This is a genomic window from Psychrobacter sp. CX90 (genome assembly GCF_057396305.2).
Genome location: NZ_CM182008.1, coordinates 673,968 through 700,242, shown reverse-complemented (window position 1 = coordinate 700,242; position 26,275 = coordinate 673,968). Strand labels below are relative to the sequence as shown.

Sequence of the window (26,275 nt, the reverse complement as noted above, 5' to 3'; positions counted from 1 at the left end):
CTATATTTTATGGGCATAGACATAAAATAAAAAAGAGATTGGAAATAATCCCAACCTCCTCCTACTTAATACATCTTAATTTAGGTATTGATGCATTAAAGTTATTTTAGCTACTCAGGCTTTTGAATTATCAATCGCTGCCTTAACAAAGCTTGAAAATAGCGGATGCCCCTCACGAGGCGAACTGGTAAATTCTGGATGGAACTGAACCGCAATAAACCATGGATGCTCTGGAATTTCAACGGCTTCTACTAAGTGTTGTTTAGCAGAGTACCCTGATATTAACATGCCACCTGACTCTAAATCATCAATAAAACGATTATTGACTTCATAGCGATGACGATGACGCTCAGAAATGGTTTTTGATCCGTAGATGTGATTTAGCTTAGAGCCTTCAACTAATTCGGCTTTTTGACTCCCTAAGCGCATGGTCCCCCCTAAATCTGACTCATCGCTGCGTATTTGCAATTCGCCACGCTCATCTAACCATTCAGTAATTAAACCAACGATTGGATGAGCAACTTTGCGATTAAATTCCGTTGAATCAGCCTCTAAACCAATAACATTTTTTGCAAACTCAATAACGGCCAACTGCATACCCAAACAAATACCAAGGTACGGTACTTTGTTAAGACGAGCATAGGTAATCGCCTTCATTTTTCCAAGCTTACCACGTTCGCCAAACCCACCAGGAACAAGAATACCATCCGCTTTTTTGAGTTGCTCAAGCAAAGTATCATCACTCTCTAACATCTCAGCATCGACATAATCAATTTTAACGTCCGTCTTATGAGCAATACCGGCATGAAGTAATGCCTCATTGATGGATTTATAGGCATCAGGCAACTCAACATATTTGCCAACTATTGCAATGGACACTTCGCCTTCGCTATTCAATAAAGACTCAACAACTTCATCCCAGTCAGATAGATCAGCCTCTGGCGCTTGTATAGCAAACCGTTCACAAATAATGTCATCCAAATCTTGTTCATAAAGTGCGCGTGGTATCTGATAGATGGTATCAGCATCCTGACACATAATGACCGCACGCTCTTCTACGTTAGTAAACAAGGCAATTTTACGACGGTTATCTTGACTAATAGTATGCTCAGATCGCAAAATTAATACATCTGGCTGCAAGCCAATGGAACGTAATTCTTTAACAGAATGCTGGGTTGGTTTTGTCTTAGTTTCACCAGCGCTGGAGATATAGGGTACCAGAGTTAAATGCATTAGCATGGCTTTATTCCGCCCAAGTTCTACCTGCATCTGACGAACCGCTTCCATAAAAGGGAGTGACTCGATATCACCAACCGTACCACCAATTTCAATAATAGCAATATCGTAGCCTATACCACTGGCACGGATTCGATGCTTAATTTCATCTGTAATATGCGGAATTACCTGAACGGTACCCCCTAAATAATCACCACGCCGCTCTTTATTGAGAACTGTTTGATAGATACGACCACTGGTAAAGTTATTAGTTTTGCTCATTTTAGAATGGCGTAAAAACCGCTCATAATAGCCTAAATCTAAATCTGTTTCTGCCCCATCTTCAGTAACAAAGACTTCACCATGCTGGAAAGGACTCATGGTACCAGGATCAACATTAATATATGGATCCATTTTTGTCATGGTTATTTTAAGACCACGTGCTTCTAAAATAGCTGCAAGGGATGCAGCAGTAATGCCTTTACCTAATGAGGAAACAACCCCACCGGTCACAAATATAAATTTAGTCATAAGAATCCGTCGGCAATTGGTAAATAAAGATTTTACTAAATTTAGGACAAAATTTATAGGGTTGAGTGATAATAAGTAAAAGTTTTATAGCTTGTTCAAAATTTTAAAACTTTAGTTCACACAAAAAAAACCCACTCCGAAGAGTGGGTTTTTTGGAATCAAATTCTAGTGTTTAATTTAGAATTTGTATTCTAGACCACCACCAACTGCTAATAAATCACGGTCGCTTGAGCCTTGCTCAAGAGTGTTTTGACCAGCATACGCATGTACAATCATGTTTTTCTTGTAGTAGTATTTACCGCCAACAACGATTTGCTCTGAGTCAAGACCTTTCTCGCCTAGTACGTCAGAAGTGTTGTTATATTGAGCATAGATTGAGGCTGGTCTAGCAAAGTTTTGTAGGCCCATTTCGGCACTGATAACAAAACCTTTTTCTTTCTCATCAGTATCATCAATATCTGCTTCTTGGTATAGAGCACCCAATGTTAATGGTAAACCAGTGTTGGCTAACTTATCAAAGTCAACTGATACTGTACCACGAATTAGATCACCACCTTGCGCGATATTTACGTCTTTGTCGTACGCAACACCTGCAGTGAAGCCTGTACCTTGATCAAACATTAAAGAGGCACCAAATCCGTTATTGCGGTCATCGCTGTCCTCATAAAAACCTTCATCTGCAGCATACATAGCAGCAAATTCTAAAGGCATATTATTGATTTTAGGCGCTTTCCATATAACTGAGTTTTTGATACGACCACTATCAATCATGTTACCGTCATCACCAAGATTATCCCAAAAACCATCAGCAACAATTACGTTATTAACGTAATCAGTTGTTGATTGGTTATGACCCACACGTAACTCACCAAAACTGTTATTTCTTAAACCAAGATATGTATCACGATTTTTAAATGCTTTGCCACTGTCATTATCGATGTCAATGCCATATTCTAATTGATAAATAACATCAGTATTAGCGGTCATTGCCTCAGAGCCTTTGAAACCAATACGTGATGAGTTAGAGTTAATCTGAACTGAATCAGAATCAACCTTTTTATCATCATCATTATAATCTTCGGCGTCAACATAATCAGCAGTTACAAACGCTTTACCATACACAGTTGGTGCAGCGTTAGCAGCAGATACAGATAGAGCAGCAATGGCTGATGCTAAAAGTAGTTTTTTCATGGGGTATATCTCCACTTTACAATTTTAGTTATGGGCTGCCCTAGCAAGCTAACGCCCATTTTTAATTATCTAAATATCAAGAACTTCATTACGAAACACTTAATTCATTTAGATACCAGATTTGATGTTAGTTTGACAATAAATTATTACAGACTTGTGAAAAGCTAGAAACTTTATAAATAAAAGTCCTATGTTTAATTATTAGCCTGTTAATTTGTAACATCATTTTTCTAACCCGCTCATCTTAATCGATTATTATATAAATATCAACTTACAAATATCTAAGAATACTTTTCAATTCATTTCTTTACACCAACATTAATTAACTACCAAAGGTCTACTGGCTCTTTGCATAATAGCCAAACTACTTTAAAACCATGCTAATAACCATAAAAAACTCACTCCAAAGGAGTGAGTTTTTTATGGTTAATTTATTAGTTTTGACTAGAATAAATATTCTAAACCACCACCAATTGTCGTCGTTTCATTAAGACCATCAATATCTTCATTACCAGCATAAGCATGTATAATCATGTTTGGCTGGTACTTATATGTAGCACCAATCAGAACTTGATCTGCATCGACATCTTTGAAGCCTTTTCTATCAGAAACACTAATATATTGCGCATATACTGAGGTTGGTTTACCCATGTTAGCCAGACCCATTTCTGCACTAATAGCAAATGCAGTTTCATCTTCAGTGGAGTTGTCAAAATCAGCTACCTGATATAAGCCTCCAATTGCTAAAGGTAAGCCAGACATTTTAGCCAAATCTACTTTAGCGGTTCCGCGAATAATCTCACCACCTTCATAATAGTTGCTTAAATTTAAGTCACTTTCATATGCAACACCAGCTGTAAAACCACTCCCTTGATCAAACATTAATGAGGCGCCAAAGCCGTCACCGTCATTACCGTTCTCTTCGTCAGCACCATACATAGCGGTAAACTGAACACCTTGATATTTTGGTGCAATCCAATGAACCGAGTTTTTAATACGACTACTGTCTGCTAATACTTTATGCGCTCTATCCCAATACCCTTTACCCACTAAAACGTTGTTAACCCATTGTAATGTAGAGTGTTGATGACCAAAACGTACTTGACCGAAACTATCATTTTTCAAACCTAGATAAGTATCACGGTTTTTAAAAGTAAAGTTATCATCATTATCAATATCAGTTTGATACTCTAATTGATAGATTACGTCTGTATTTTCAGTCATGGCTTCAGAACCTTTGAAACCAATACGAGAGTAGTTAGAGTTAATACCTAAAGAGTTTTTATCAGTATTCGAAGTGTCATTTTCAATATCTTCATAGTCTGCAGTGATAAATGCTTTACCGTATACAGTTGGAGCAGCGTGTGCAGCTGAAACTGATAAAGCAGCAATTGTAGATGCTAAAAGTAATTTTTTCATTGTGTAAATCTCCATTTTACAATTTGAATGGTGGCTAATTTGGTAACTAGCAGCCTGATTTTAATTTCTTCTAAGAAACATACTTAAAATGTTTCTGCTAGAGAAACCGGATTGATGGGTTGAATAGTTAGTATGGAAATAATCTACAAATGCTCGGAATTATTCTATTGAAACCAAAAACCTATCAATAGCTTTAATCTTACATATTATATTAATAGAGTACCAAAACTATACGAAACATAGTCATTAGAACCATACTCTAGAATTAGAATAACAAATTTGAAATATTTTGCAACAAATAATTATAAGTTTTAAATAAACATATGTTGACAAATAATCAATATACAAAAAAAATCCTGCTAAATTAAATATTTAGCAGGATTTATCATACAATAGGAAAGTTATTATCTAGTTAAGCGAATAACTTATTGTTAGTGTTGTGACTTTAACTTCAAACGGGCTTCATGAAGTAAAGGTTCAGTATAACCACTTGGCTGTTGACGACCTTTAAAGATTAGATCTTTAGCCGCTTGGAAGGCAATAGAGTTGTCAAAGTTACCTGCCATTGGAATATAGTTTGAATCGCCTTTATTTTGCTCATCAACCACTTTAGCCATTTTTTCCAAGGCTTGTATAACTTGCTCTTCAGTTACCACACCGTGATGCAACCAGTTGGCAATATGTTGACTTGAGATACGCAGTGTCGCCCTATCTTCCATTAGGCCTACGTTATTAATATCTGGCACTTTAGAACAGCCTACCCCTTGATCAACCCAGCGGACTACATAACCTAAGATACCTTGTGCATTGTTCTCAAGCTCTTGACGCTTCTCTTCATCCGTCCAGTTAGTGTCTTTCGCTAACGGAATCGTTAGAATATCATCGAGGCTTGCACGTTCGCGGCTTTTAAAACCTTCTTGCACCTCTTGTACATTCACTTGATGATAATGAATACTATGTAAGGTTGCGCCAGTGGGTGAAGGTACCCATGCTGTGGTAGCACCCGCCTTCGGATGGTTAGCTTTTGTTTCTACCATTTCCTTCATCTCATCAGGTTTTGCCCACATGCCCTTACCAATTTGAGCACGACCAATAAGCCCCGTTTCAATACCAATATCTACGTTCCATTGCTCGTAAGCAGGCTGCCAGGGTTGTGATTTCATATCGCCTTTACGTACAAATGGCCCCGCATTCATACTGGTATGAATTTCATCCCCTGTACGATCTAAGAAGCCCGTATTAATAAAGATAACGCGCTCTTTAGCCTGACGAATAGATTCTTTTAGGTTAATAGTAGTACGACGCTCTTCATCCATAATACCGATTTTAAGCGTGTTTCGTGGTAAGCTTAGTGCATCTTCCACGGCTGCAAATAAATCATCTGCAAACTTCACTTCTTCAGGACCATGCATCTTAGGCTTCACGATATACATGGAACCCGTACGTGAGTTTGAACGTTCATTATTACCCTTGATATCGTTAAGGGTCAATAAAGGTGTGATAAGCGCATCCATTATGCCTTCAAAGATTTGCTCTTGACCATTACCCAAGTCCACTAATATAGCTGGATTCTGCATCAAATGACCCACGTTACGGGTCAATAACAAGGCACGACCTGGCAATATAAGTTTGCCGCCATCAGGCTTGGTATATTCACGATCCGGGTTCAGCTGACGGGTTAATTTTTTGTCGCCTTTATAGAAAGTCTCGGTTAGGTCACCATTCATTAGACCGAACCAGTTACGATAGGCTTCTACTTTTTCTTCTGCGTCTACAGCAGCTACCGAATCTTCATTGTCTTGAATAGCCGTAATCGCTGATTCCATTAACACATCTTTGATATGGGCCGGATCATCCTGACCGACTGGATGACTGGCATCAATTTGAATTTCAACATGCAGGTTGTTATTTTTAAGCAGGATACCCGTTGGATTTGACGCTTCACCAACATATCCTGCAAATTGTGAACTCTTCTTCAAAGTGGTTGCACTATCGCCTTGTGCCACCTTAAGGGCACCATCTTCAACACTAAAACCGGATACATCGGTATAACTACCCTTCTCTAAACCAAAATGCTCGTCTAAAAACCCTTTGGCATAAGCCACTACTTCAGCGCCACGTTTAGGATTATAGCTACTGCCTTTATCTTTACCATCAGCGGTATCAATCATATCTGTACCGTAAAGGGCGTCATACAAACTACCCCAACGTGCATTAGCCGCATTTAACGCATAACGTGCATTACGGACAGGTACTACCAACTGTGGACCTGGCGTTGTAGCAATTTCAGCATCTACATTTTCAGTAGATACTTCAAAATCTTCACCTTCAGGCAATAAATAACCGATGTCTTTTAAAAACTGCTTATATTTTGGATAATCGATTTCACCGTTTTTAGCAGGATTGTCTAAATGCCATTGGTCAATTTTAGCCTGTAGTTCATCACGTTTAGCCAATAACTCTTTATTACGTGGGGTAAATTTCTTAACGATATCTGCAAAATTTGACCAGTACGTTTCTGAATCCACACTAACACGTGGCAATACTTCATTTTCGATGAAGTTATATAATTGGTTATCAATGGCTAGAATGCCTTTTTGAATACGGTTGTTATTCATACTATATGACCTTTGGTTAGTGAATAAATTTGTTAATAAACAAATTGAATAATGACTGTTATATTGACAAGAGATGCCCGTAGTAATAGTGGTAAAACTGATGACTTTTCAGTCTTATCAAAGATAGGTATGGTAGTTCTAAATGGTTATTTTAATAGTACTATCAATGAATTAAATATACAAGAATATGGTATTTTTTAAGAAAATGTTAGTCGTTTATTCAATTGATGTTTACTGTTTTTGATCGATTTGATAGAGGTTAAATTAAATTGGTAAATATAAATACTAAACACATAAAATAGGTATATATAAAATATTCATAGAGATATAAGCCTAAATTCGCTATCCAGCAATAAGTCCAGAACAGTAAGTTCAGATTTGTTAGAATAAACTGCGGCTATAGCTTTTATTTATTCTCGTTTTTCATCCTCAATTTACTATTAGTCAGGGCTCTAAATGTCAAAACCATCTCCCCCAATCGGTCAACCGTTAGAATCTACTCAATTACCAGATGACATATTCAATAAGCCTCATATGCCTAAAAATATTGAGCATAGTCCACCTGATAATCTAAGCCCCATAAATACGATGAGTCAATCAACTCAAACAGACATTTCTCACATTTACGATTTTTTGGGTGTGCAAACTCCTACAGCTTGGGTAGATAAGGCGCTGGAAAACATCCCTACGCTTATCCAAGACCATGCTAACTGTGAGAAAAAAGCAGCAGGTACTGCTATGAACTTAGTATTTAAATATGAGTTCGATCGTAATTTACAATTAAAATTAGCACAACTTATAAGAGAAGAAATGTTGCACTATGAACAGGTCATCGGCATTATGGAAGAACGGGGTCAACCTTGGAAGCACCTACCAGCTGGTCGCTATGCAAAGGGCATGTTAAAGCATAAGCGTACCTATGAGCCCGCTGCGATGATTGACGTTCTGATTATTGGTGCCTTTATTGAAGCTCGGTCATGTGAAAGATTTTCTGTGTTAAGCGAAGTCATTGAGGACGAACGCCTAGCAAAATATTATCGATATCTGTTGAAATCGGAGAGTCGTCATTTTGAGGATTACATCTCACTGGCTAAATCACTGACAGTAAATAATGCATCCAGAAATATACCTACTAGTTCTGCCAATAATGGTAATCAAGGTACTGGCCATAAAGCTTTAATAAATTATCACAACTTAAAGCAAACTACTAACGGAAGTATAAACACCTCTAATGAAACGTTAAATGTCGATGAACGTATTAAATTTTTTCGGACAGTTGAAGCAGAGCTTATAACCAGCCCTGATAATGAATTCAGATTTCATAGTGGCGTACCAGTAAATTAAGTCTTATCTTTATAGATATTTGAACCTTATAACGTTATAAAAGATAGAATATTTTAAAGCCAGTGCTGTAACGCCTTTAAGATAGATACTAATGAGATAGATGCTATTTTTAAAAATAAGACAGTATCATTCTTGACCGTCTATACATTAAATTATTTATCAACCTGAGTATTTTCAGTAGATAGCGCATTGGTCTGAGCATTTTTAATTGAACTGTATTTATTTTTATCATTAATTTTCGCACTTGCGATGCTTTCTACCTGTGATGAAGATTCATTTACACCCTCATCGAAGGCATTACCTTGTTGGTCTCGTCGGTCAGGCTGGCGTGCTGGATTATCGCCATCATTGACATGTTCACTATTGATAGTATCCGCATCCACGGTTTCATTGCCTTTAACATTTGAGTCAGTATTCAAATGCGTGCTGTCGTTATCTAATAAATTATCGGAGTGACTCATAGAGCTATCTTTTAAGGTTTTAGTAAGGTGGGGATCTTTGGTATCCATAATAATATCCTTTTGAATTAATCTACTAAAATAACTATTAAGTTTTGTCTTTGTAATTTTTCCTATCCAGAGAATTATTTGAATAGGCTTATGGCTATATATACGTGATTGAGTGTTAAAATTTGTAAGAGTCATTACCCTTACAAATTAGTTGAATAACAAGTTTATATTACATAAGGCATTACTTATCGGTACGCAGTGATTCATCTATAAATTGTGTTTTCTCTTCTTTAGATAAAGACTCAGGCTTAACCTTCGAATCACTATCATTTAAATCTTTATTTAAATTCTTCTCAATTTTACTAGGTTCAATATCATTAATTGCTTTCTTAATATCTGACTTTATATCTGATTCGCTTGATTGGTTTTTAGTGGCAACTTGTTTATTATTTATATCATTGTTCATTTTAATTCGCTCCTTTATTATTTCAGACTCTATCATGTCGGCCTCAGTTATTTGAGGAAAATCAAATGATGGCCTTTTTTAAGGTATGACATCTCACTTTTAATTAAATCATCAAAGCATTAAATATTCTCAATGAGCATCTATAGACAACCTATAACAATTAACCAGCTTTAGTATCGTCAATAAACGTCAAAGAGTAGATAGGTAGACAATCTTATATTGGATAATGAATTAACTTTATTGGCATTACCTTTATAAGCTTTGTACTTATTATTGATAGATTACATTCCAACTGCGTTTTCAACTATTGGTTTGACGTAGCATTGTGTGAATTTATGTTCAAAAAAAAGCAACTTTGTAAAAAAGTTGCTTTTTAATAACTAAAATTGGAACATTTATCCTAACGAAAGTTTCACTGAGATACGCCATTGATTTTATGCAGTAAATAACTTTGAGCAATAAAAGGCGTTTCATTTTTGGCAGGCTTTATTTGATTCCAAGAGCCATCACCATTTAACTCCCATGCTTGGACATTATCCTTTAGATAACTCAATAAACCATCTTCATATACTCTTTTAAATAACTTTTTATCTTCAACAGGAAATGCAACTTCCACACGATGAAATAAGTTACGGCTCATCCAATCTGCGCTACCACAGTACAAACGCTCATTACCATCATTATAAAAGTAATAAACACGAGTATGTTCTAAGAAGCGATCAACTACCGATCGAACCGTGATATTTTCAGACAGACCTTTTACCTGTGGACGCAAACAACACATAGAACGCATAATCAGTTCGATTTTAACACCCGCTTGCGATGCATCATAAAGTTTATCTATTAACTTTCTCTCTGTTAGGGCATTACATTTAACAATAATGTGGGCTTTTTTACCTGCTTTTGCATGAGCAATTTCGTCATCAATAAATGCCATGAATTTATCATGCATGGTAAACGGAGAGTGCAATAATTTATTAACTTTAGCGGGTTTACCCATGCCGGTTAACTCTTGGAATATTTTATGCACATCTTCAGTAATGTTTGGCTCAGCAGTAAACAGACCATAGTCTGTATAAGCTTTAGCATTGCCTTCGTGATAATTTCCCGTACCTAGATGCACATAACGGCGGATCTTATTATCCTCACGACGCACAATTAGCAACAGTTTCGCATGCGTTTTATAACCGACGATACCGTAAACAACCACGGCTCCTGCATCTTGCAGTACATTGGCTACCTCAATATTTGACGCTTCATCAAATCGAGCACGCAACTCAATAACGGCAGTTACTTCTTTACCATTTCTGGCGGCATACGTTAACGCTTTAACCAATTCAGAATTATTTGCTGAGCGATAGAGCGTCTGTTTAATTGCCAATACTTTAGGATCTCTAGCCGCTTCACGCACCATATTAACCACTGGGTTAAACGATTCAAAAGGATGATGTAACAAAACATCCGTCTTGCGAACCACTGAGAACATGCTCTCGCCTTTTTCAAATGACTCACGTCTAAATGGTTTGGGTATAGCATGTGAGAAGGGCTGGTAGCGAAGTCCTGGTACATCAAAATCAAATAATAAGCGGGTTAAATTAACTGGACCATTGACTCTATACAGCTGATTATCATGTAAGTCGAATTCTGCAAGTAAATAGTCACTAATATGTTTAGGGCAATTAGTAGTCACCTCTAGACGCACCTCTTCACCAAACCGGCGATTGTCCAGCTCCCCTTCAAGTGCTTTAGCAATATCTTCTACATCATCAGACAACTCAAGGTCGGCATTGCGTGTTAAGCGGAATTGATGACAACCTGTTACTGATAATCCTGGGAATAATTTACCTACATGTTCATGAATCACAGCCGAAAGCATGATGTGATGCTCTTTGCCACCAGTTAGCTCATCAGGCAGCCGAATAACACGCGGCAAGCTGCGGGGTGCGGGAACAACAGCTAAATTAATATCTCGACCAAAGCCATCTTTACCCTCAAGACTAACAATAAAATTTAAGCTTTTATTCACTAAACGTGGAAACGGATGGGCGGGATCAATACTAATAGGGGTAAGTACGGGCATCACTTGTTCAAGAAAATACTCTTTCATCCACGCAGATTGTTTGGCATTTAATTCGTCTCGCTTCAAATAACGAATATCTTCTTGAGCCAGTGCAGGTAGAATATCTTCATTTAAAATACGGTACTGCTCTTCAATGGCGGTATGGGCTTGTTCAGCAATCTCTCGTAGCACCTCGCTAGGGCGCATGCCATCTGACCCTAAACCTATATTATCGTGATTTAAATTTTGCAATAAGCCCGCAACGCGAATTTCAAAAAACTCATCCATATTCGATGAAAAAATGATTAAAAAAAATAGACGTTCAAGTAAAGGATGGCGCGGATTCATAGCTTGAGATAAGACCCGTTTATGGAACTCTAACCAAGATAATTCACGATTAATATAACTGTTTGGCGAGTACGATCCATCTTCAAATTTCTGCCAATCTATTGTGGTTAGATTAGTCATTGCTTGCTCTTCGGCTTTGATAGGTAACAATTTATTAGAATTCGATGCAGACTTAGATGATGATGTATTTGTCATAACTTCCTCAGTATTCTTATAAAATTTATTTACGGTTTTTTATTTAAAAATCTAGGCTGTAAGGCTTTCTATAACGCTAATTAAGGGCGGTATGATGACTTTCATATATGAGAATTACAGCGTCATTAAATGAATTAAGCCAAAATATATAAAAAATTTCATAGCAACTTTTATAGTATCTACTTTTTGATGATATCTACTCAGCTAATATAAAATATATTAAGACGCATGGTCATTATTGACATAGTTTCAGTTTAACATCGACATATGACGATTTAATAACGCTCATCAAAATCCAATAAAATGGCAATACAAACAGTACTCTTATAAAAGTCACAACCTTCACACTCTAATATCTAAATTTAGAGCCAACTCGCTCGTTGATGCTAAACTGTTAAGAGGCCCCTTCCCATCCTAAACTCTATCTTTACCGTAGCCTGCTTATATTCATTAAAGGTGTTATGGAATACTTGCTGCACTCATACGCCGCATTATGATACGCTGCTTGTTTCGTAATCGCTTAGCATTCATATGTTGTTGATAGTATTTTGGATTAGTCAACATACTAATCAGTAAAGCAGACTCATTGCGATTCAACTTACTAGCTGGCTTATTAAAGTAATGTTCTGCGGCGGCTTCTATACCATATATACCCTCGCCAAACTCTGCAACATTAAGATAAGCTTCTAAAATACGCCGCTTATCCCACATCATCTCTATCAATAAAGTAATACTCGCCTCAACCCCTTTGCGCACATAAGAACGGTGCGATGTTAAAAAAAGGTTTTTGGCAAGTTGTTGACTAATGGTAGAGCCACCAGCCGATAACTTACCTGAACGTTCATTCTTTGTCATTGCGGCCTCTATGCCTTCTATATCAAAGCCATCATGATTGAGAAACTTAGCATCTTCACTGGCGACTGCTGCCTGCTTGGCAGATTTTGCAATGCCTTCATAATCAACCCATGTTTGCGATACATTGCCGCCACTTAAACGATGAGAAATCATAAACATGCTATTGTTAATAGGCTGCGTTTTCCACACAACAAGAAGGCTACCTACTAATAAATAAAAAGCCAGTATCAATAATAGTAGTGCCCAAAATATACGTCTGAAAAAAGTAAATATGACCGTCATAAATTTTTGACTCAGCTAGCGGTTAAAAATTAATCAATGATAAACTAACACAGCAATAACTGGTAGTACGATCTAGATATTTAATGCAAGCGAAAAATAATGAAGACCAACCATCACTTATTCGCTTAGCCTATAATAATTTGGTGAACTAGTACAAGCTACATAACTTAAAGCATATTATGTTAAATAGTAATACTTATTGAGTTTTGACCAAGAGTTTTACGACATCAGTTATTAAGTCAAAGACACTATAGAGCTTCAAGACGAGCAAATTTCGCACCTAAAAATTCTAATGTTAAACCTACAAAACTCAAAAGTTGAGACTATTTATACTCTTAACACCGTGTGAATTAAAGGATGAATATTTTGAAAAGTATAGTTAACAATTTAGAAAAAACACGACAGCTCGTTGCACAGCAACTTAATTTACCCCATTTTGATAAAAACACATGGGTATTACTCGGCACTTTAGGCTGCCACTTATGTGATACTGCAGAAGAGACGTTGAACCAATTTTCTACCGTATATCCTATTCAATTTATTAAAGTGGATATTACTGATTTGCATGAAGATTTAATGAGCGAGTTTACCGACATTATTCCAGTATTACTCCTCCCAAATTGTATTGTTGGTTATCCATTTTCAGTGGCTGACTTAAGTCATTACATTAGCTACATTACAAAAAAATGAAATTAAATATTTACTTACACTATATTTATGAAATAAACTTGTTTCATGACGCTATGTAATTTAAAGAATCTATCCAAATTTTTTAGATCAAGTTGTCCTAAACTCCCAGTTTCTACTTAACCTTTTTATTTCTAATACTCGACTCATGTCGCTAGGTTCTTTTACTAATAAGTTGCTAAAAATTTTAGCAATTTATTAGTCATTTTTTTGAATAGCTAGGTAATAGGTAAGTATTGAAACTTAATAAATTTTTTTTCAACGATTTTAAAAATTGTTTAAAGAATTAAACAAGGAAGTTATATGTATACATTTTTGGCATTAATGCCTATCTTAATTGTTTTTTTACTACTTGTTGTAATGAGGCTTCCCGCCAAATATTCTATGGGTGCTGCGTATATAGTTACTGCGGCATTATCTCTATTTGTATGGAATGTGAGTGGTGCTCAAGTTGCAGCAGCAACAACCAACGGAATTATTGTTGCTCTAACTATCTTATTTATTGTATTTACGGCTATTTTACTACTCAATACCTTAAAAGAAAGTGGCGCTGTTATCGCTATACGCAGGGGGTTTATGGATATATCCCCTGACAGGCGTGTTCAAGCAATCATAGTCGCTTGGTTGTTTTGTTCTCTAGTTGAAGGCTCATCTGGATTTGGTACACCTTCCGCAGTTGGTGCACCTTTATTATTAGCCCTTGGCTTCCCGGCTATGGCTTCTGTAATGACAGTTCTTATCATCCAGTCTACACCAGTATCTTTTGGGGCTGTTGGAACGCCTTTATTAGTTGGCGTATGGTCTGGTATTGATAACAAAGAAGATTTAGCTCAAGCTATTGAGCCCTCTACTGTTGCTGATTACCTACTTTTAATTACTGGTAATGTTGGTTTATTCCATGCACTGATTGGTGTCTTAATCCCCCTAATTTTAAGTGCTTTTTTAACTCGTTTCTTCGGAGAGAAAAGGTCATTTGTTAAAGGGTTAAAAATTTGGCCGTTTGCCTTATTTGCAGGTATTTGTTTTACCGTACCTTATTTCTTAGTCGCTAAATATTTAGGGCCTGAATTCCCTTCTTTGGTGGGTGGTTTTATCGGTCTATTGATCGTTGTTCCGGCTGCAAAACGTGGGTTCTTAATGCCTAAAGAGATTTTTGACTTTGGTCCAAGAGCACATTGGGATAAAGAGTGGTTAGGATCATTACAAGAAGAGAAGTATGATGACACTGTTGCCCCTAGATTTTCTGTTGTAAGAGCCTTTGCTCCTTATATCATTGTTATATTGTTACTTATCATTACCCGTGTCGTTGCACCATTAAAAGCCTTTTTAGTTGGCGATATGGCAACCATTAAATTTGCAAACTTATTTGGCACCACTATCTCAAGTAAGATTCAACTTTTATATTCGCCAGGCAGTATCCTGCTGATTACCTCATTGTTGTGCATCTGGATTTATAAGATGGACAAGCAGTCTATCAAGCGTAGCTGGTCAAACTCTGGCAAAACTATGATTGCAGCAGCGCCTGCCTTACTGCTATCTGTTCCTATGGTACAAGTATTTATCAACTCAGGTGCCACATCTGAGCTGTCAACTGCACTCCCTGCAATGCCGCTAATGTTGGCTGAAAGTGCAAGTAATGCATTTGCAAACACTTGGCCATTGGTATCTCCTTGGATTGGGGCTATGGGTGCATTTATTGCCGGTTCAAACACGGTAAGTAACATGATGTTCTCATACTTCCAGTGGTCAACTGCGAGTCAAATTGGCTTAGGTTCTGATCTTGCTGCACAAGTAGTTGCCTTACAAGCCATTGGTGGTGCTGCCGGTAATATGATCTCAGTGCATAATGTGGTTGCAGCCTGTGCTGTAGTAGGTCTCATTAACAAAGAGGGCTACGTTATACGTAAAACCCTAGTTGCTATGATTTATTATGTCGTTCAAGCTGGTTTCTTAGGCATGGCTGTGATATTTGGTAGTATAGTTTGGTGGACTCTGGCTATTGCATGGCCATTATCCTTCTTATTAATCATGTCATTATCTGGCAAGTTTACAAAAGCTAAAGCTCATAACTGAAGCTCATAACTGAAGCTTAATGAGTAAACCTGATGCAGTTTCTATTACGTATTTTATTAATAAACATCTAAATTTATTTATTAATCTATGAAACTGCATCATCATCCTTCGCCTTATTTTACATATATATTCATTTTAAAAGAGTTCAATACATTATCTAGAATAAATACATATGTATCTATAATTAATAACCTCTAGCTATAAAACATTTTAAGTAACTTAGCTGCATAGGCATCATGGAAGTACATTTTTATTTTGACTACCTCTCATTATAGTTTAACTGGCTCTATTGCTAATATAGCTATAGCCATAGTGCATATAAAATTATGATTAAGGGATATCCTCATTTAGATTAGAAGTGTAAAAATAAGATAGATGATAGATTGTCATTAAACACGAATGGTTTAGAAGCAAGCATAAGCATATTGACTAAAAAATCAGACCCTGTTTGACGGGAAGATAACCCGTTTTAAACCGTAAAATGCTAGTTCTTGTAAATTAAGACACGCCCTAACTCTACCAAAGGTTTATTATATAATTCGAACCCATTAAATAAGGTTAAAGTGAGAGAAAATCATGAAAGACTTATCTAAAATGACGGAAATTGAAGACTTACGCGTTGTTGCTGAGCGTAAAGTTCCCCGTATGTTCTATGACTATGTGGATTCTGGATCATGGACTCAAACGACGTATCGTAATAATGAGACTGATTTTGACCGTATTAAACTGCGTCAGCGTGTATTAGTTGATATGGAGAACAGAAGCTTAGCAACCACTATGATTGGTCACGATGTAAAAATGCCTGTGGCTATAGCACCAACTGGGTTTACAGGCATGATGTGGGCAAATGGTGAGATGCATGCTGCTCGTGCTGCTGAAAAATTTGGTGTGCCATTTTCACTTTCTACAATGAGTATTTGTTCAATCGAGCAGGTAGCTGAATATACTAATAATCCTTTTTGGTTTCAGTTATATGTGACTCGTGACAAAGAATATATGGCAAACCTTATCAAGCGTGCTAAGGATGCAAACTGTTCGGCCCTTATTCTAACAGTCGATTTACAAGTGTTGGGGCAGCGCCATAAGGATATTAAGAACGGATTAACCGCACCGCCAAAACCCACCATTAAGAATATTATAAACCTGATGACAAAGCCTGAATGGTGCTACAACATGTTAGGCGCTAAAAGTCGTACTTTTGGTAATATTGTTGGTCACGCAAAAGGGGTCACGGATGTTTCTTCCCTATCTGCTTGGACGGCAGAACAATTTGATCCCGGTTTAAACTGGAATCAAGTAGCAGAAATTAAAGAGATGTGGGGTGGTAAGCTTATCATCAAAGGCATTATGGAGCCGGAGGATGCTATCATGGCCGCTCGCAGTGGTGCTGATGCTATGGTAGTCTCCAACCACGGTGGCCGACAATTAGACGGTGCTCCTTCCTCTATTTCAGCTTTAGCTGATATTGTACAAGCTGTGCAAGCTGAAAATAGTGATATCGAAATTTGGTTAGACAGTGGTATTCGCTCAGGTCAAGATGTGCTCAAAGCAATAGCCTTAGGTGCTAAAGGTACATTAATTGGACGATCATTTTTATACGGTCTAGGTGCTTACGGAGAGGATGGTGTTCGCCGTGCTCTTGAAATAATTTACAAAGAGTGCGATGTCACTATGGCATTCTGTGGCCATACAAACATACAAAATGTCACATCCGATATCTTAGTGAGAGGATCCTACGAAGGGCTTAAGTCTGCACCGCCTAAGATTGACACGATTCGGTGGGGTTAATGTATCTAAAAAAGAGGTTTGAAAGATGGGTAACTTCTACACATAACTTCTAACTTCTCGGTCTAGTTATATTGTATAAGTGTCTTTACTTATATTAAGTGTCTTTACTTATATTAAGTGTCTACACTTACTACGTTTGCTAACTGCTACACTACCCAAAACTAGAGTAGTGAGACAGACGAATCATGCTAATCACTAGGGCGTATCCTCATTTATAGGATTATAGGAATAGGATACAATGATATACGTTAGCATCAAACAAGAATGATTTCGATAAAACAGTATCATATTAGCTAGAAATTACCCTATGTTTGATGCAAATTTAGCCTTTTTTAACCTATAAAACGTAATTTCCTGTAAATGGGCACACCCTAGTCTAATGTGGTTTTTTGCAGTTGTTACTTGTATTGCATTATTGCAGTTTTATATTAAAACTTCTATCGCCGCCCTATCAATTCTATATTTCCAAGCTTAATACCCTCTACAACTGTTCATTATGTTGGATGATCCTATGCTAAAATGAGTACTTTATGTGCCACAAACATAACTTATGAATTTACAAATACTATTCCGCCGAGCTCCGATAACAACCCTTCTACTTATAATCTTTGTTGCTCTATTTATACTCCAAGTAGCTACAGGGGTTGATATAAATAGCCCTAGCAGTCTGTCTCTTATCACATGGGGAGCCAACGCCCTACCCTATACATTGGGATACGAGCCATGGCGCTTGGTAACCAGTGCGTTTTTGCACATCGGCTTTATGCATTTATTATTCAACACTTTTGCCATGTATTACTTTGGTCAGGTTGCTGAAGTTACCTTTGGTTCAATAAAATTTTTTCTATTATTTATATTATCTGCTGTTGGTGGCAATATACTAAATAGTTATGTCACTTGGTGGAAAATCATTAATACGGACGGTATTCCGGGTATTTCAGCTGGTGCATCCGGTGGGATTATGGGCATTGGCATGGCGTTACTCATAGTCGAGCTTCTCAAACACACGTTACTTAAATTACCTAAGACTGGGGACCGAAGCCAGTTGAAAAGCTTAGCATTTATTATGAGTATAAATCTTTTATACGGCTTTGCTGTTCCTGGCATTGATAACGCAGGTCATATTGGGGGCGCTTTGACCGGTGCTATTTTAACTATTTTTATTCTATTGGGTTACCGATTTTCTGTTACTAAAGCACATCCTTTACTCAAAGCGATGCCTTGGTTTGCCTTTTTATTAGTAACTTTAATTTTTTATTGGTTATGGCTGGACTTGCATCTACAGTTAGGGATATAGTTTAAATATATCTCATCAACTTAATATATGCACACTAGTAGTAATAACCTTCGTTTTAAAACAACTGGTTAAAACTAACCTTTAAATTAACGACCCTAGTTATTTATTTTCAATTGGAATGAGCAATATTATGAACAAATTAAACAATTCGAGTATCACTGATATACCGTCATCTATATTAGCGAAAATGCCGATTCGCAAGTCTATTCGCCATACGTTGCTTACTACCAGTATAGCCTTATTATCTGTAGGAGCTGCTCAAGCAAATACACAGGAATCTTCGTCTAATGATAAAATAGGCCTGAATGCAGGTCTCAGTGTCATGGCACTTGGTAGCCCTTACGACCTTGATGATACAGCTGTCAAAGTCCTACCCAGTCTAATTTATGATAACGATAAAGTGTATGCACGAGGTAGCCAATTGGGCGGCTACTTGATCAATAACTCTGAAAATGAAGTTGCTGCCTATTTTCAACCTAATGGCTATGAATTTGATCCAGACGATGCAAAAGGTGCCTTTAGAGGTTTAGACGAACGTGAATGGTCTGGTATGGCTGGCATTAGCTATCAGCGCCGTATTCCCTATGGTGCGATTAAAGGGCAAATTGAGACCGATATTCTTGGAAATAGCGAGGGAACGCTTGCGAAATTGTCTTTAGCCACAAGGTATAAGACTGGGGATTTAACGTTATATCCTAGCGTAGGGGTAGAATGGGCGAATGACACTTACAATGACTATTATTTCGGAGTTTCTGAAAAAGAGTCTGTCAAAACGGGAATTAAGCAATATGATGCGGATTCAAGCATCAGCCCATATATAAATCTGAATGCCACTTATGATATTAACAAAGATTGGATGTTATCTTTGGGTCAAAGAGTTGGTTACCTTGCGGATGAACAAGCCGATAGCCCTATGGTAGATAACCGTACGACCTATCGTACTACAATAGGTGTGTTGTATAAGTTTTAAACAATAATGTACGCTTGATTTAATCCAATGACACCTCTTTACATCATCTAATTTTGCCAAGCCAGACTCTAAGTCTGGCTTGGCCTATTTATGCTCTAAATTTGTATTAATGGTCTCACTTTGTACTTTAAGAACCTATGCGGGCTTAACGGGTTGTCATTGCTAATTTATTTCTTGGAAAGGTAAACTCTATCTTTATTTAAAAATAAGAGTCATTCTATATTATAATGAGTCCACTGCTATTAAATCTTTAATACTTAAGAAGGTGATTCGTGCCACACAGCCAGCAATCTAATAACGTCATGCCTAACCAAGCATATAACGACGACGATGATAATATGAAATTTAGTCTCACGGATGTTTGGTCATTTGTTAGTAGCAAGCTAACCTCAGTGTATGATAAAGCAACAAATGCGGTTGATGATGAGTTCCCCATTCCTGTTAGCCAAGAACAGTTAAATGCTGCACTAGACAAGTTTGTAACGCAAAACGTTAAACAAATCCTTGAGCTACGTATTGAACTTCACGATGATTGGTTTAGACTATATTGCACTGTCGATGCTGCCGGTATATATGCAGAAGTAGCGGCAAATTTTGGACTGGTGCATGCCCAGATTGATAAAGAGGTACAACGTTTTGTCTTTGCTCAACAAACCAATACGGATGTTATAAAATTACGCTGTGAATCATTTATAAAGCTTACTGGTATCAAACTATTTATTTGGTTCTATCACAGTGTCTTGCATAAAGACCCACTGGCTATGATATTAAATAAAATAAATATTACCCGCTCTAAAGATAACATATTGTATTTAGATATAAGCCGATGGCTAAAAAAGAATAAAAAAATCATGAGCACGCTGCATAAAGTACAGGTTAACTATGGAGTCACTGAAGAGCAGCAATTGACTTTAAAAACGCAAATCAATGTTCGTAATTTGCTCATGAATAAGAGCGGAGAAGAAATCATTACTCCAGATGATGAGCCTGAACTTATGAAAGGGCCGTTAAATCCTATTAGTGATGCAGTAACCCCTAGTCAAGAAGGCTAAATAGTCAAGAAGGGTAAAACTTCATTAGTTATCACTAGTTGTGAATAGTATATAAGTTTATGAATAGTTAATTGGCGATTATAAATAGAACTCAAAAAAAGCCCCCATAATTAATTTATGAGGGCTTTTTATTGATCGGATTCTATTTATTAACTTCTATTTTTAATAGGTTCAACTCATAGATTAATTTTACTATCTATTCAATGAATAGTTTATTCATAATTAAACCTAGTCCCCTTTGACAATTTTTGGAGGGCCTTTTAGAAGATCTTCATCCACAAACTCATTGGCTGAATTATGTTCAACAGACTCATCAGTAATAAAACGTATTTGATTCCTATATAAAATCAATTTATCCCGACCTAAGCCTCGCACTAACGCATACATCATTACCAGTATGACCATGGCAAAGGGAAAACCAGCCACAATCGCAGCGGCTTGAAGCGCTGATAAGCCCCCAGCTGCCAATAAGATAGCGGCAATCAATCCTTCAGTAGTTGCCCAAAATAAACGCTGAATTTTTGGGGGATTGATATCGCCACCCGCAGTAAGCATGTCTATCACAAAACTGGCTGAATCTGATGAAGTAACAAACCACAGCATAATCATGATAACGATTAGAAAAGTTATAGGCTTTGCTAATGGATAGCTCTCAACTAAACGGAAAATTGCACTACCTGAGTCTGCTTGAACAGCAGCAACTAAACCAGGATCGCCTAAAAGCTCCATGTTTATAGCCACACCACCAAATGTGGTAAACCAAAAGAATAAGATTGTCATCGGGATTAATAGGACACCCCAAATAAACTCGCGAATGGTACGGCCACGGCTGATACGAGCAATGAACACACCAACAAATGGCGACCAACTAACCCACCAAGCCCAATAGAAGATAGTCCAACTACTTTGCCAATCCGTACCACTATATGACTCACCCCAAAAGCCTAACGGAATAATCACTGATATATAATTACCGATATTCTCGATAAAGCTGTCAAAAATAAATAGCGTTGGCCCCAGTATTACCATAAAGGCCAAGAGAATAACCGTCAAACTCATATTCACATTACTTAAACGCTTAATCCCTTTATCAAGACCCATCATCACAGAGCCAGCAGCTAAAACGGTAATAAAAGCAATAATAGCGAACTGAATTGGTAAAGAATTTGGTACACCAAATAATTGTTCTAAACCTGAGTTAATTTGCATTACCCCTAAGCCTAGAGAGGTAACAACGCCAAACATAGTGCCAAATACCGCTAAAATATCGACAAAATGCCCCCACGGGCCGTAAATTTTTTGACCTAAAAGAGGGTATAACGTTGAACGAATAGATAAGGGTAGACCACGCCTAAAATGGAAATAAGCCAATGACAATGCGACGATTGTATAGATAGCCCAAGCATGAAGGCCCCAATGCAAAAATGAGATATTCATAGCTTGCTTGGCTGCTTCTATAGTTTCCGGCTCGCCCAGTGGAGGTGCCATGAAATGATACAAGGGCTCCGCTGTACCCCAGTACACTAATCCAATACCGATACCTGCGGAAAACAGCATCCCAATCCAGGATAAAAGACTATATTGAGGTGTTTCAGTTTGGTGACCCAAGCGAATATCACCATAGCGACTCATCGCCAAATAAATGCACACGACCAAGGCTAGATTGACTAAAATAATAAAAAACCAGCCAAATGTCGTTGTGATAAAGTTTTGCAAGGAACTAAATAAGGCACCAGCTTGTTCAGTAAAGAGGGAACCAAAGATGATAAAACCAATAATAAGAATACTTGAAATAATGAAAACAGGCTTACTAACCCGTGGAAATGGCCCTAAGCGGCCGACTTTGACGTGATTCATAAATACTCCTATTAATTTTGGAAGCATGACCTTAACAATTTGTCACTAAATTATCAAATAAATATATGGAATTAGTTAAATTTATTAAACAATATTAATTATAATATTAGCTAAAATCTATCTAGATAGACCATATTTTAATTGAGCTAGGCCAAGAATCTGTATTGATATCCGGCTCGGATTTAATATATAAATCTTCCTATGAGTTATACACTAAAACTTAATAATTACTCTTTGGTCAAAGTTGTGGCGTGGTTGCTTTAGTAGAATCATTTTAAATTGATACTCATAAAAAATCCCCTTACATGCATTGGCATGTAAAGGGATTAAATTAAAAGTGAACTATTAAGCTTTGCTAAATGTCAAATCGTCATTATCATCTACATCAATAAAAATTGTGTCGCCCGCTACAAAATCGCCTGCTAACAGCTTTAATGACAACGGGTTTTCAATTTTCTGCTGAATTGCCCGTTTAAGTGGACGCGCACCATACACTGGGTCATAACCCACTGCAACAAGCTTATGCATAGCATCTGGAGACAATTTAATACTCATTTCACGCTCTTGCAAACGCTTACGAAGGCGATCAATTTGAATATCAGCAATACCCGCCATTTGTGACATACCTAATGGATGGAACACGACAATCTCATCAATACGATTGACAAACTCTGGCCTGAAGTGCTGACCGACAGACTCCATTACCGCCGCTTTAATCTCTTCGTATTCATCGCCTGCCATCTCTTGGATTTTGTGCGAACCTAAGTTACTTGTCATAATAATCACGGTATTCTTAAAGTCCACTACCCGACCTTGCGAATCTGTCAAACGACCATCATCAAGCACTTGAAGTAGTATATTAAACACATCTGGATGCGCTTTTTCAACCTCGTCAAATAAGATCACACTATATGGCTTACGACGAACCGCTTCTGTAAGCACCCCGCCTTCTTCATAGCCAACATAACCTGGAGGCGCGCCTACTAAGCGACTGACGCTATGCTTCTCCATAAACTCACTCATATCGATACGCACCATCATATCTTCTGAGTCGAATAAAAAGTTTGCCAATGATTTAGTAAGCTCAGTTTTACCAACACCAGTTGGCCCTAAAAATAGGAACGAACCAGAGGGACGGTTTGGATCCGATAACCCTGCACGGCTACGACGCACAGCATTAGCTACTGACTGCACCGCTTCATCTTGACCGATAACTCGCTCATGAAGCTTTTCCTCCATAGCTAGCATCTTATCGCGTTCACCTTGTAGCATTTTGCTTACAGGTATACCTGTGGCAGCCGCCACTACTTCGGCAATTTCATTATCGGTTACTTTATTGCGTAACAGCTTAATGCCACTGCCCTCGCCTGATTGTTCTTTTTGTTCTGCAAGGTCAGACTCAGTAATACGCTTCTCTAACTGCGGTATAGTTTCATACTGTAGCTTACTCATGGTCTCATAGTCGCTTTCACGGCTCGCCTTCTCATAAGCAATACGAGCTTTATCGAGCTCATCTTTTAGCTGTTGACTGCCCTTAACAAGTGCTTTTTCAGCTTGCCAGATTTCGTTTAAGTCAGCATACTCTTTTTCAAGCTCTTCGATTTGTTCATCTAAAACTTTGCGTTCTGCTTGAGCACCAGCGTCTTCTTCATTTTTAAGCACCTCACGCTGCATTTTTAACTGAATAAGACGACTATCTAATTTACCTAAAGCTTCAGGCTTACTATCCATCTCCATGCGTAAACGGCTAGCCGCTTCATCGATTAAATCAATCGCTTTATCTGGCAGTTTACGGTCTGTAATATAGCGATGACTCATACGAGCTGCTGCAATGATGGCACTGTCTTGAATATCTACCCCATGATGCAGCTCATAACGTTCTTTTAATCCCCGTAAAATAGCAATGGTATCTTCCACGGACGGCTCATCCACCAACACTTTTTGGAAACGACGTTCAAGTGCAGCATCTTTTTCAATATACTTACGATATTCATCAAGGGTCGTTGCCCCCACACAGTGTAGCTCGCCACGAGCCAGTGCAGGTTTCAGCATATTACCTGCATCCATCGCCCCATCAGTTTTACCTGCACCTACCATAGTATGCAGCTCATCGATAAATAAAATGACATTGCCTTCTTGCTTAGCGAGGTCGTTTAACACCCCTTTCAGACGCTCCTCGAACTCGCCTCGGAACTTAGCACCTGCAATTAACGCCCCTAAGTCAAGTGACAATACTTCTTTATTACGCAGACCTTCTGGCACATCGCCATTAATAATTTTTTGCGCCAAACCTTCAACAATGGCTGTTTTACCGACACCTGGCTCACCAATTAACACGGGGTTATTTTTGGTACGACGCGATAAAACTTGTATGGTACGGCGAATCTCTTCATCACGGCCAATTACCGGATCAAGCTTACCCATCTCAGCACGTTCAGTCAGATTGATCGTGTATTTATTTAAAGCATCACGCTGCTCTTCTGCATTTTGATCATTCACTGTTTGGCTACCTCTAAGCTGCTCAATAACCGCTTTTAATTTTTCAGGTGTGACACCTGCCTCAGCGAATATCTTTTTAGTTTCGCCCTGCTCAGACAATACCAATAACACCCATTCAGTGGCAATAAAGTCATCACCCGCTTTTTGCGCTTGACGATCTGCTAAGTTCAAAACCTTAACTGCATCTGCATTAAGGTTAACTTCACCGGTAGGGTTATTGAGTGTTGCTTGGCTATCGAGTGCTTTAGCCACACCATTTTTGAGAGCAGGTACACTAGCGCCCGCTTGTTGACAAATCGATATATTTGATTCATCTTCAAGAAGCGCTGCCATTAAATGTACTGGGCTAATACCTGTGTGGTCTCGTCCAATCGCTAAACTTTGGGCTTGCTGTATTGCGGCTTGAAGCTTTTGGGTAAATTTGTCAAATCTCATGGATTTATCCTTTTAATAATTAGTATCATGTTCAAATATGAGACAACTTATCTAGTGAGTAGTGATTAGGCGCAATCATCTAACGTAAAATATTGCTTAACTTTCTAGGTAAACTTTTACAAAAACATACTCATTAGTTTGCTACCTGCTTATGCAATAAGTTGCTCTGTTCTGTCATATATATGTGGCTTAACCCTTAAAATTTCAAGTGCTATTCAAAATTTATTTATTTTGTCAATCATTTAATATAACTATATAGTCATTCGCCTAATTACTATTTGAAGCTATTTAAATATCCAGAATTTTGATACCTTAGCCTAAATGGTTGATAGTTTAATAATGGTTATCTATTGTTCAATTTCAAGATTACTCCTATTAGATGAAAACTAGAGACCTCATTTTTTATACCAAAACCACTCTAGCCAATAATGGAGAGAGAATAGTAAAATATGAATCAAACATTTAGCAGGCTTTGACCGTCATGCAGCCATTTATAGCCTATCAACTTTCAATAACTTCAATGACTATAATAAGCAGCGCCTTACTTTTAAGGTAAGGCATAGTAAATATGACGTGGCGCTGTCTAATTATTATTCAAAAAAAATGAACCCCATGGGGTTCACTTTATAAAACTTTATAACCAAC

At 37.6% G+C, this 26,275-nt stretch carries 17 protein-coding genes; 7 read left to right on the top strand and 10 right to left on the bottom strand.

Going from position 1 to position 26,275, the window contains the following annotated elements; genetic code table 11:
* Positions 1 to 114 precede the first annotated feature (114 nt).
* From pyrG to AC2SLN_RS02810, 4 genes are all read right to left on the bottom strand, one after another.
* The gene (pyrG, locus tag AC2SLN_RS02825; protein WP_486548684.1) at positions 115 to 1,746 is read right to left on the bottom strand and encodes a CTP synthase; all 1,632 of its coding nucleotides are present in this window, start codon (positions 1,744 to 1,746) and stop codon (positions 115 to 117) included.
* A gap of 177 nt (positions 1,747 to 1,923) precedes the next feature.
* Positions 1,924 to 2,937: a porin gene (locus AC2SLN_RS02820; RefSeq protein ID WP_486548685.1), complete on the bottom strand. Its 1,014-nt coding sequence runs from the start codon at positions 2,935 to 2,937 to the stop codon at positions 1,924 to 1,926.
* Between the two features lie 444 nt (positions 2,938 to 3,381).
* Positions 3,382 to 4,356, bottom strand: coding sequence for a porin (locus AC2SLN_RS02815; RefSeq protein WP_486548686.1), 975 nt, complete (start codon positions 4,354 to 4,356; stop codon positions 3,382 to 3,384).
* 431 nt (positions 4,357 to 4,787) lie between these two features.
* Positions 4,788 to 6,974 carry a malate synthase G gene (locus AC2SLN_RS02810; RefSeq protein ID WP_486548687.1) on the bottom strand — a complete coding sequence of 729 codons (2,187 nt, stop codon included), beginning with the start codon at positions 6,972 to 6,974 and terminating at the stop codon, positions 4,788 to 4,790.
* Between the two features lie 588 nt (positions 6,975 to 7,562).
* On the opposite strand from AC2SLN_RS02810, the gene AC2SLN_RS02805 reads away from it, so the two are divergent.
* Positions 7,563 to 8,318 carry a MiaE family protein gene (locus AC2SLN_RS02805; RefSeq protein ID WP_486548780.1) on the top strand — a complete coding sequence of 252 codons (756 nt, stop codon included), beginning with the start codon at positions 7,563 to 7,565 and terminating at the stop codon, positions 8,316 to 8,318.
* 152 nt (positions 8,319 to 8,470) lie between these two features.
* Here the strand turns inward: AC2SLN_RS02805 and AC2SLN_RS02800 are convergent, their stop codons facing one another.
* The 4 genes from AC2SLN_RS02800 to mtgA all read right to left on the bottom strand — a co-directional run bounded on the left by AC2SLN_RS02800 (position 8,471) and on the right by mtgA (position 12,972).
* Positions 8,471 to 8,827 (bottom strand): hypothetical protein, encoded by a 357-nt coding sequence (locus AC2SLN_RS02800; RefSeq protein ID WP_486548688.1) that lies wholly within the window; start codon positions 8,825 to 8,827, stop codon positions 8,471 to 8,473.
* 181 nt (positions 8,828 to 9,008) lie between these two features.
* Positions 9,009 to 9,233 (bottom strand): hypothetical protein, encoded by a 225-nt coding sequence (locus AC2SLN_RS02795; protein ID WP_486548689.1) that lies wholly within the window; start codon positions 9,231 to 9,233, stop codon positions 9,009 to 9,011.
* A 412-nt stretch (positions 9,234 to 9,645) separates the two neighbouring features.
* The gene (gene ppk1, locus AC2SLN_RS02790; RefSeq protein ID WP_486548781.1) at positions 9,646 to 11,760 is read right to left on the bottom strand and encodes a polyphosphate kinase 1; all 2,115 of its coding nucleotides are present in this window, start codon (positions 11,758 to 11,760) and stop codon (positions 9,646 to 9,648) included.
* Between the two features lie 534 nt (positions 11,761 to 12,294).
* A complete protein-coding gene (gene mtgA / locus AC2SLN_RS02785; protein ID WP_486548690.1) occupies positions 12,295 to 12,972 on the bottom strand; it encodes a monofunctional biosynthetic peptidoglycan transglycosylase in 678 nt (225 codons plus the stop codon).
* Between the two features lie 366 nt (positions 12,973 to 13,338).
* Here mtgA and AC2SLN_RS02780 point away from each other — a divergent pair, with 366 nt between their 5' ends.
* From AC2SLN_RS02780 to AC2SLN_RS02755, 6 genes are all read left to right on the top strand, one after another.
* Positions 13,339 to 13,662: a glutaredoxin family protein gene (locus AC2SLN_RS02780; RefSeq protein WP_486548691.1), complete on the top strand. Its 324-nt coding sequence runs from the start codon at positions 13,339 to 13,341 to the stop codon at positions 13,660 to 13,662.
* Positions 13,663 to 13,962: 300 nt separating this feature from the next.
* On the top strand, positions 13,963 to 15,732 hold the full coding sequence (locus tag AC2SLN_RS02775) for an L-lactate permease (protein WP_486548692.1): 1,770 nt from the start codon (positions 13,963 to 13,965) through the stop codon (positions 15,730 to 15,732).
* 576 nt (positions 15,733 to 16,308) lie between these two features.
* On the top strand, positions 16,309 to 17,520 hold the full coding sequence (locus AC2SLN_RS02770) for an alpha-hydroxy acid oxidase (RefSeq protein ID WP_486548693.1): 1,212 nt from the start codon (positions 16,309 to 16,311) through the stop codon (positions 17,518 to 17,520).
* A 550-nt stretch (positions 17,521 to 18,070) separates the two neighbouring features.
* Positions 18,071 to 18,817: a rhomboid family intramembrane serine protease gene (locus tag AC2SLN_RS02765; protein ID WP_486548694.1), complete on the top strand. Its 747-nt coding sequence runs from the start codon at positions 18,071 to 18,073 to the stop codon at positions 18,815 to 18,817.
* A 130-nt stretch (positions 18,818 to 18,947) separates the two neighbouring features.
* Positions 18,948 to 19,787, top strand: coding sequence for a MipA/OmpV family protein (locus AC2SLN_RS02760; protein ID WP_486548695.1), 840 nt, complete (start codon positions 18,948 to 18,950; stop codon positions 19,785 to 19,787).
* 272 nt (positions 19,788 to 20,059) lie between these two features.
* Complete coding sequence (locus AC2SLN_RS02755; protein WP_486548696.1) at positions 20,060 to 20,839, top strand: hypothetical protein; 780 nt, start codon at positions 20,060 to 20,062, stop codon at positions 20,837 to 20,839.
* Between the two features lie 228 nt (positions 20,840 to 21,067).
* Here AC2SLN_RS02755 and AC2SLN_RS02750 read toward each other — a convergent pair whose 3' ends face one another.
* Positions 21,068 to 22,696, bottom strand: coding sequence for a BCCT family transporter (locus tag AC2SLN_RS02750; protein ID WP_486548697.1), 1,629 nt, complete (start codon positions 22,694 to 22,696; stop codon positions 21,068 to 21,070).
* 345 nt (positions 22,697 to 23,041) lie between these two features.
* Positions 23,042 to 25,630 (bottom strand): ATP-dependent chaperone ClpB, encoded by a 2,589-nt coding sequence (clpB, locus tag AC2SLN_RS02745; protein ID WP_486548698.1) that lies wholly within the window; start codon positions 25,628 to 25,630, stop codon positions 23,042 to 23,044.
* Positions 25,631 to 26,275: the final 645 nt, after the last annotated feature.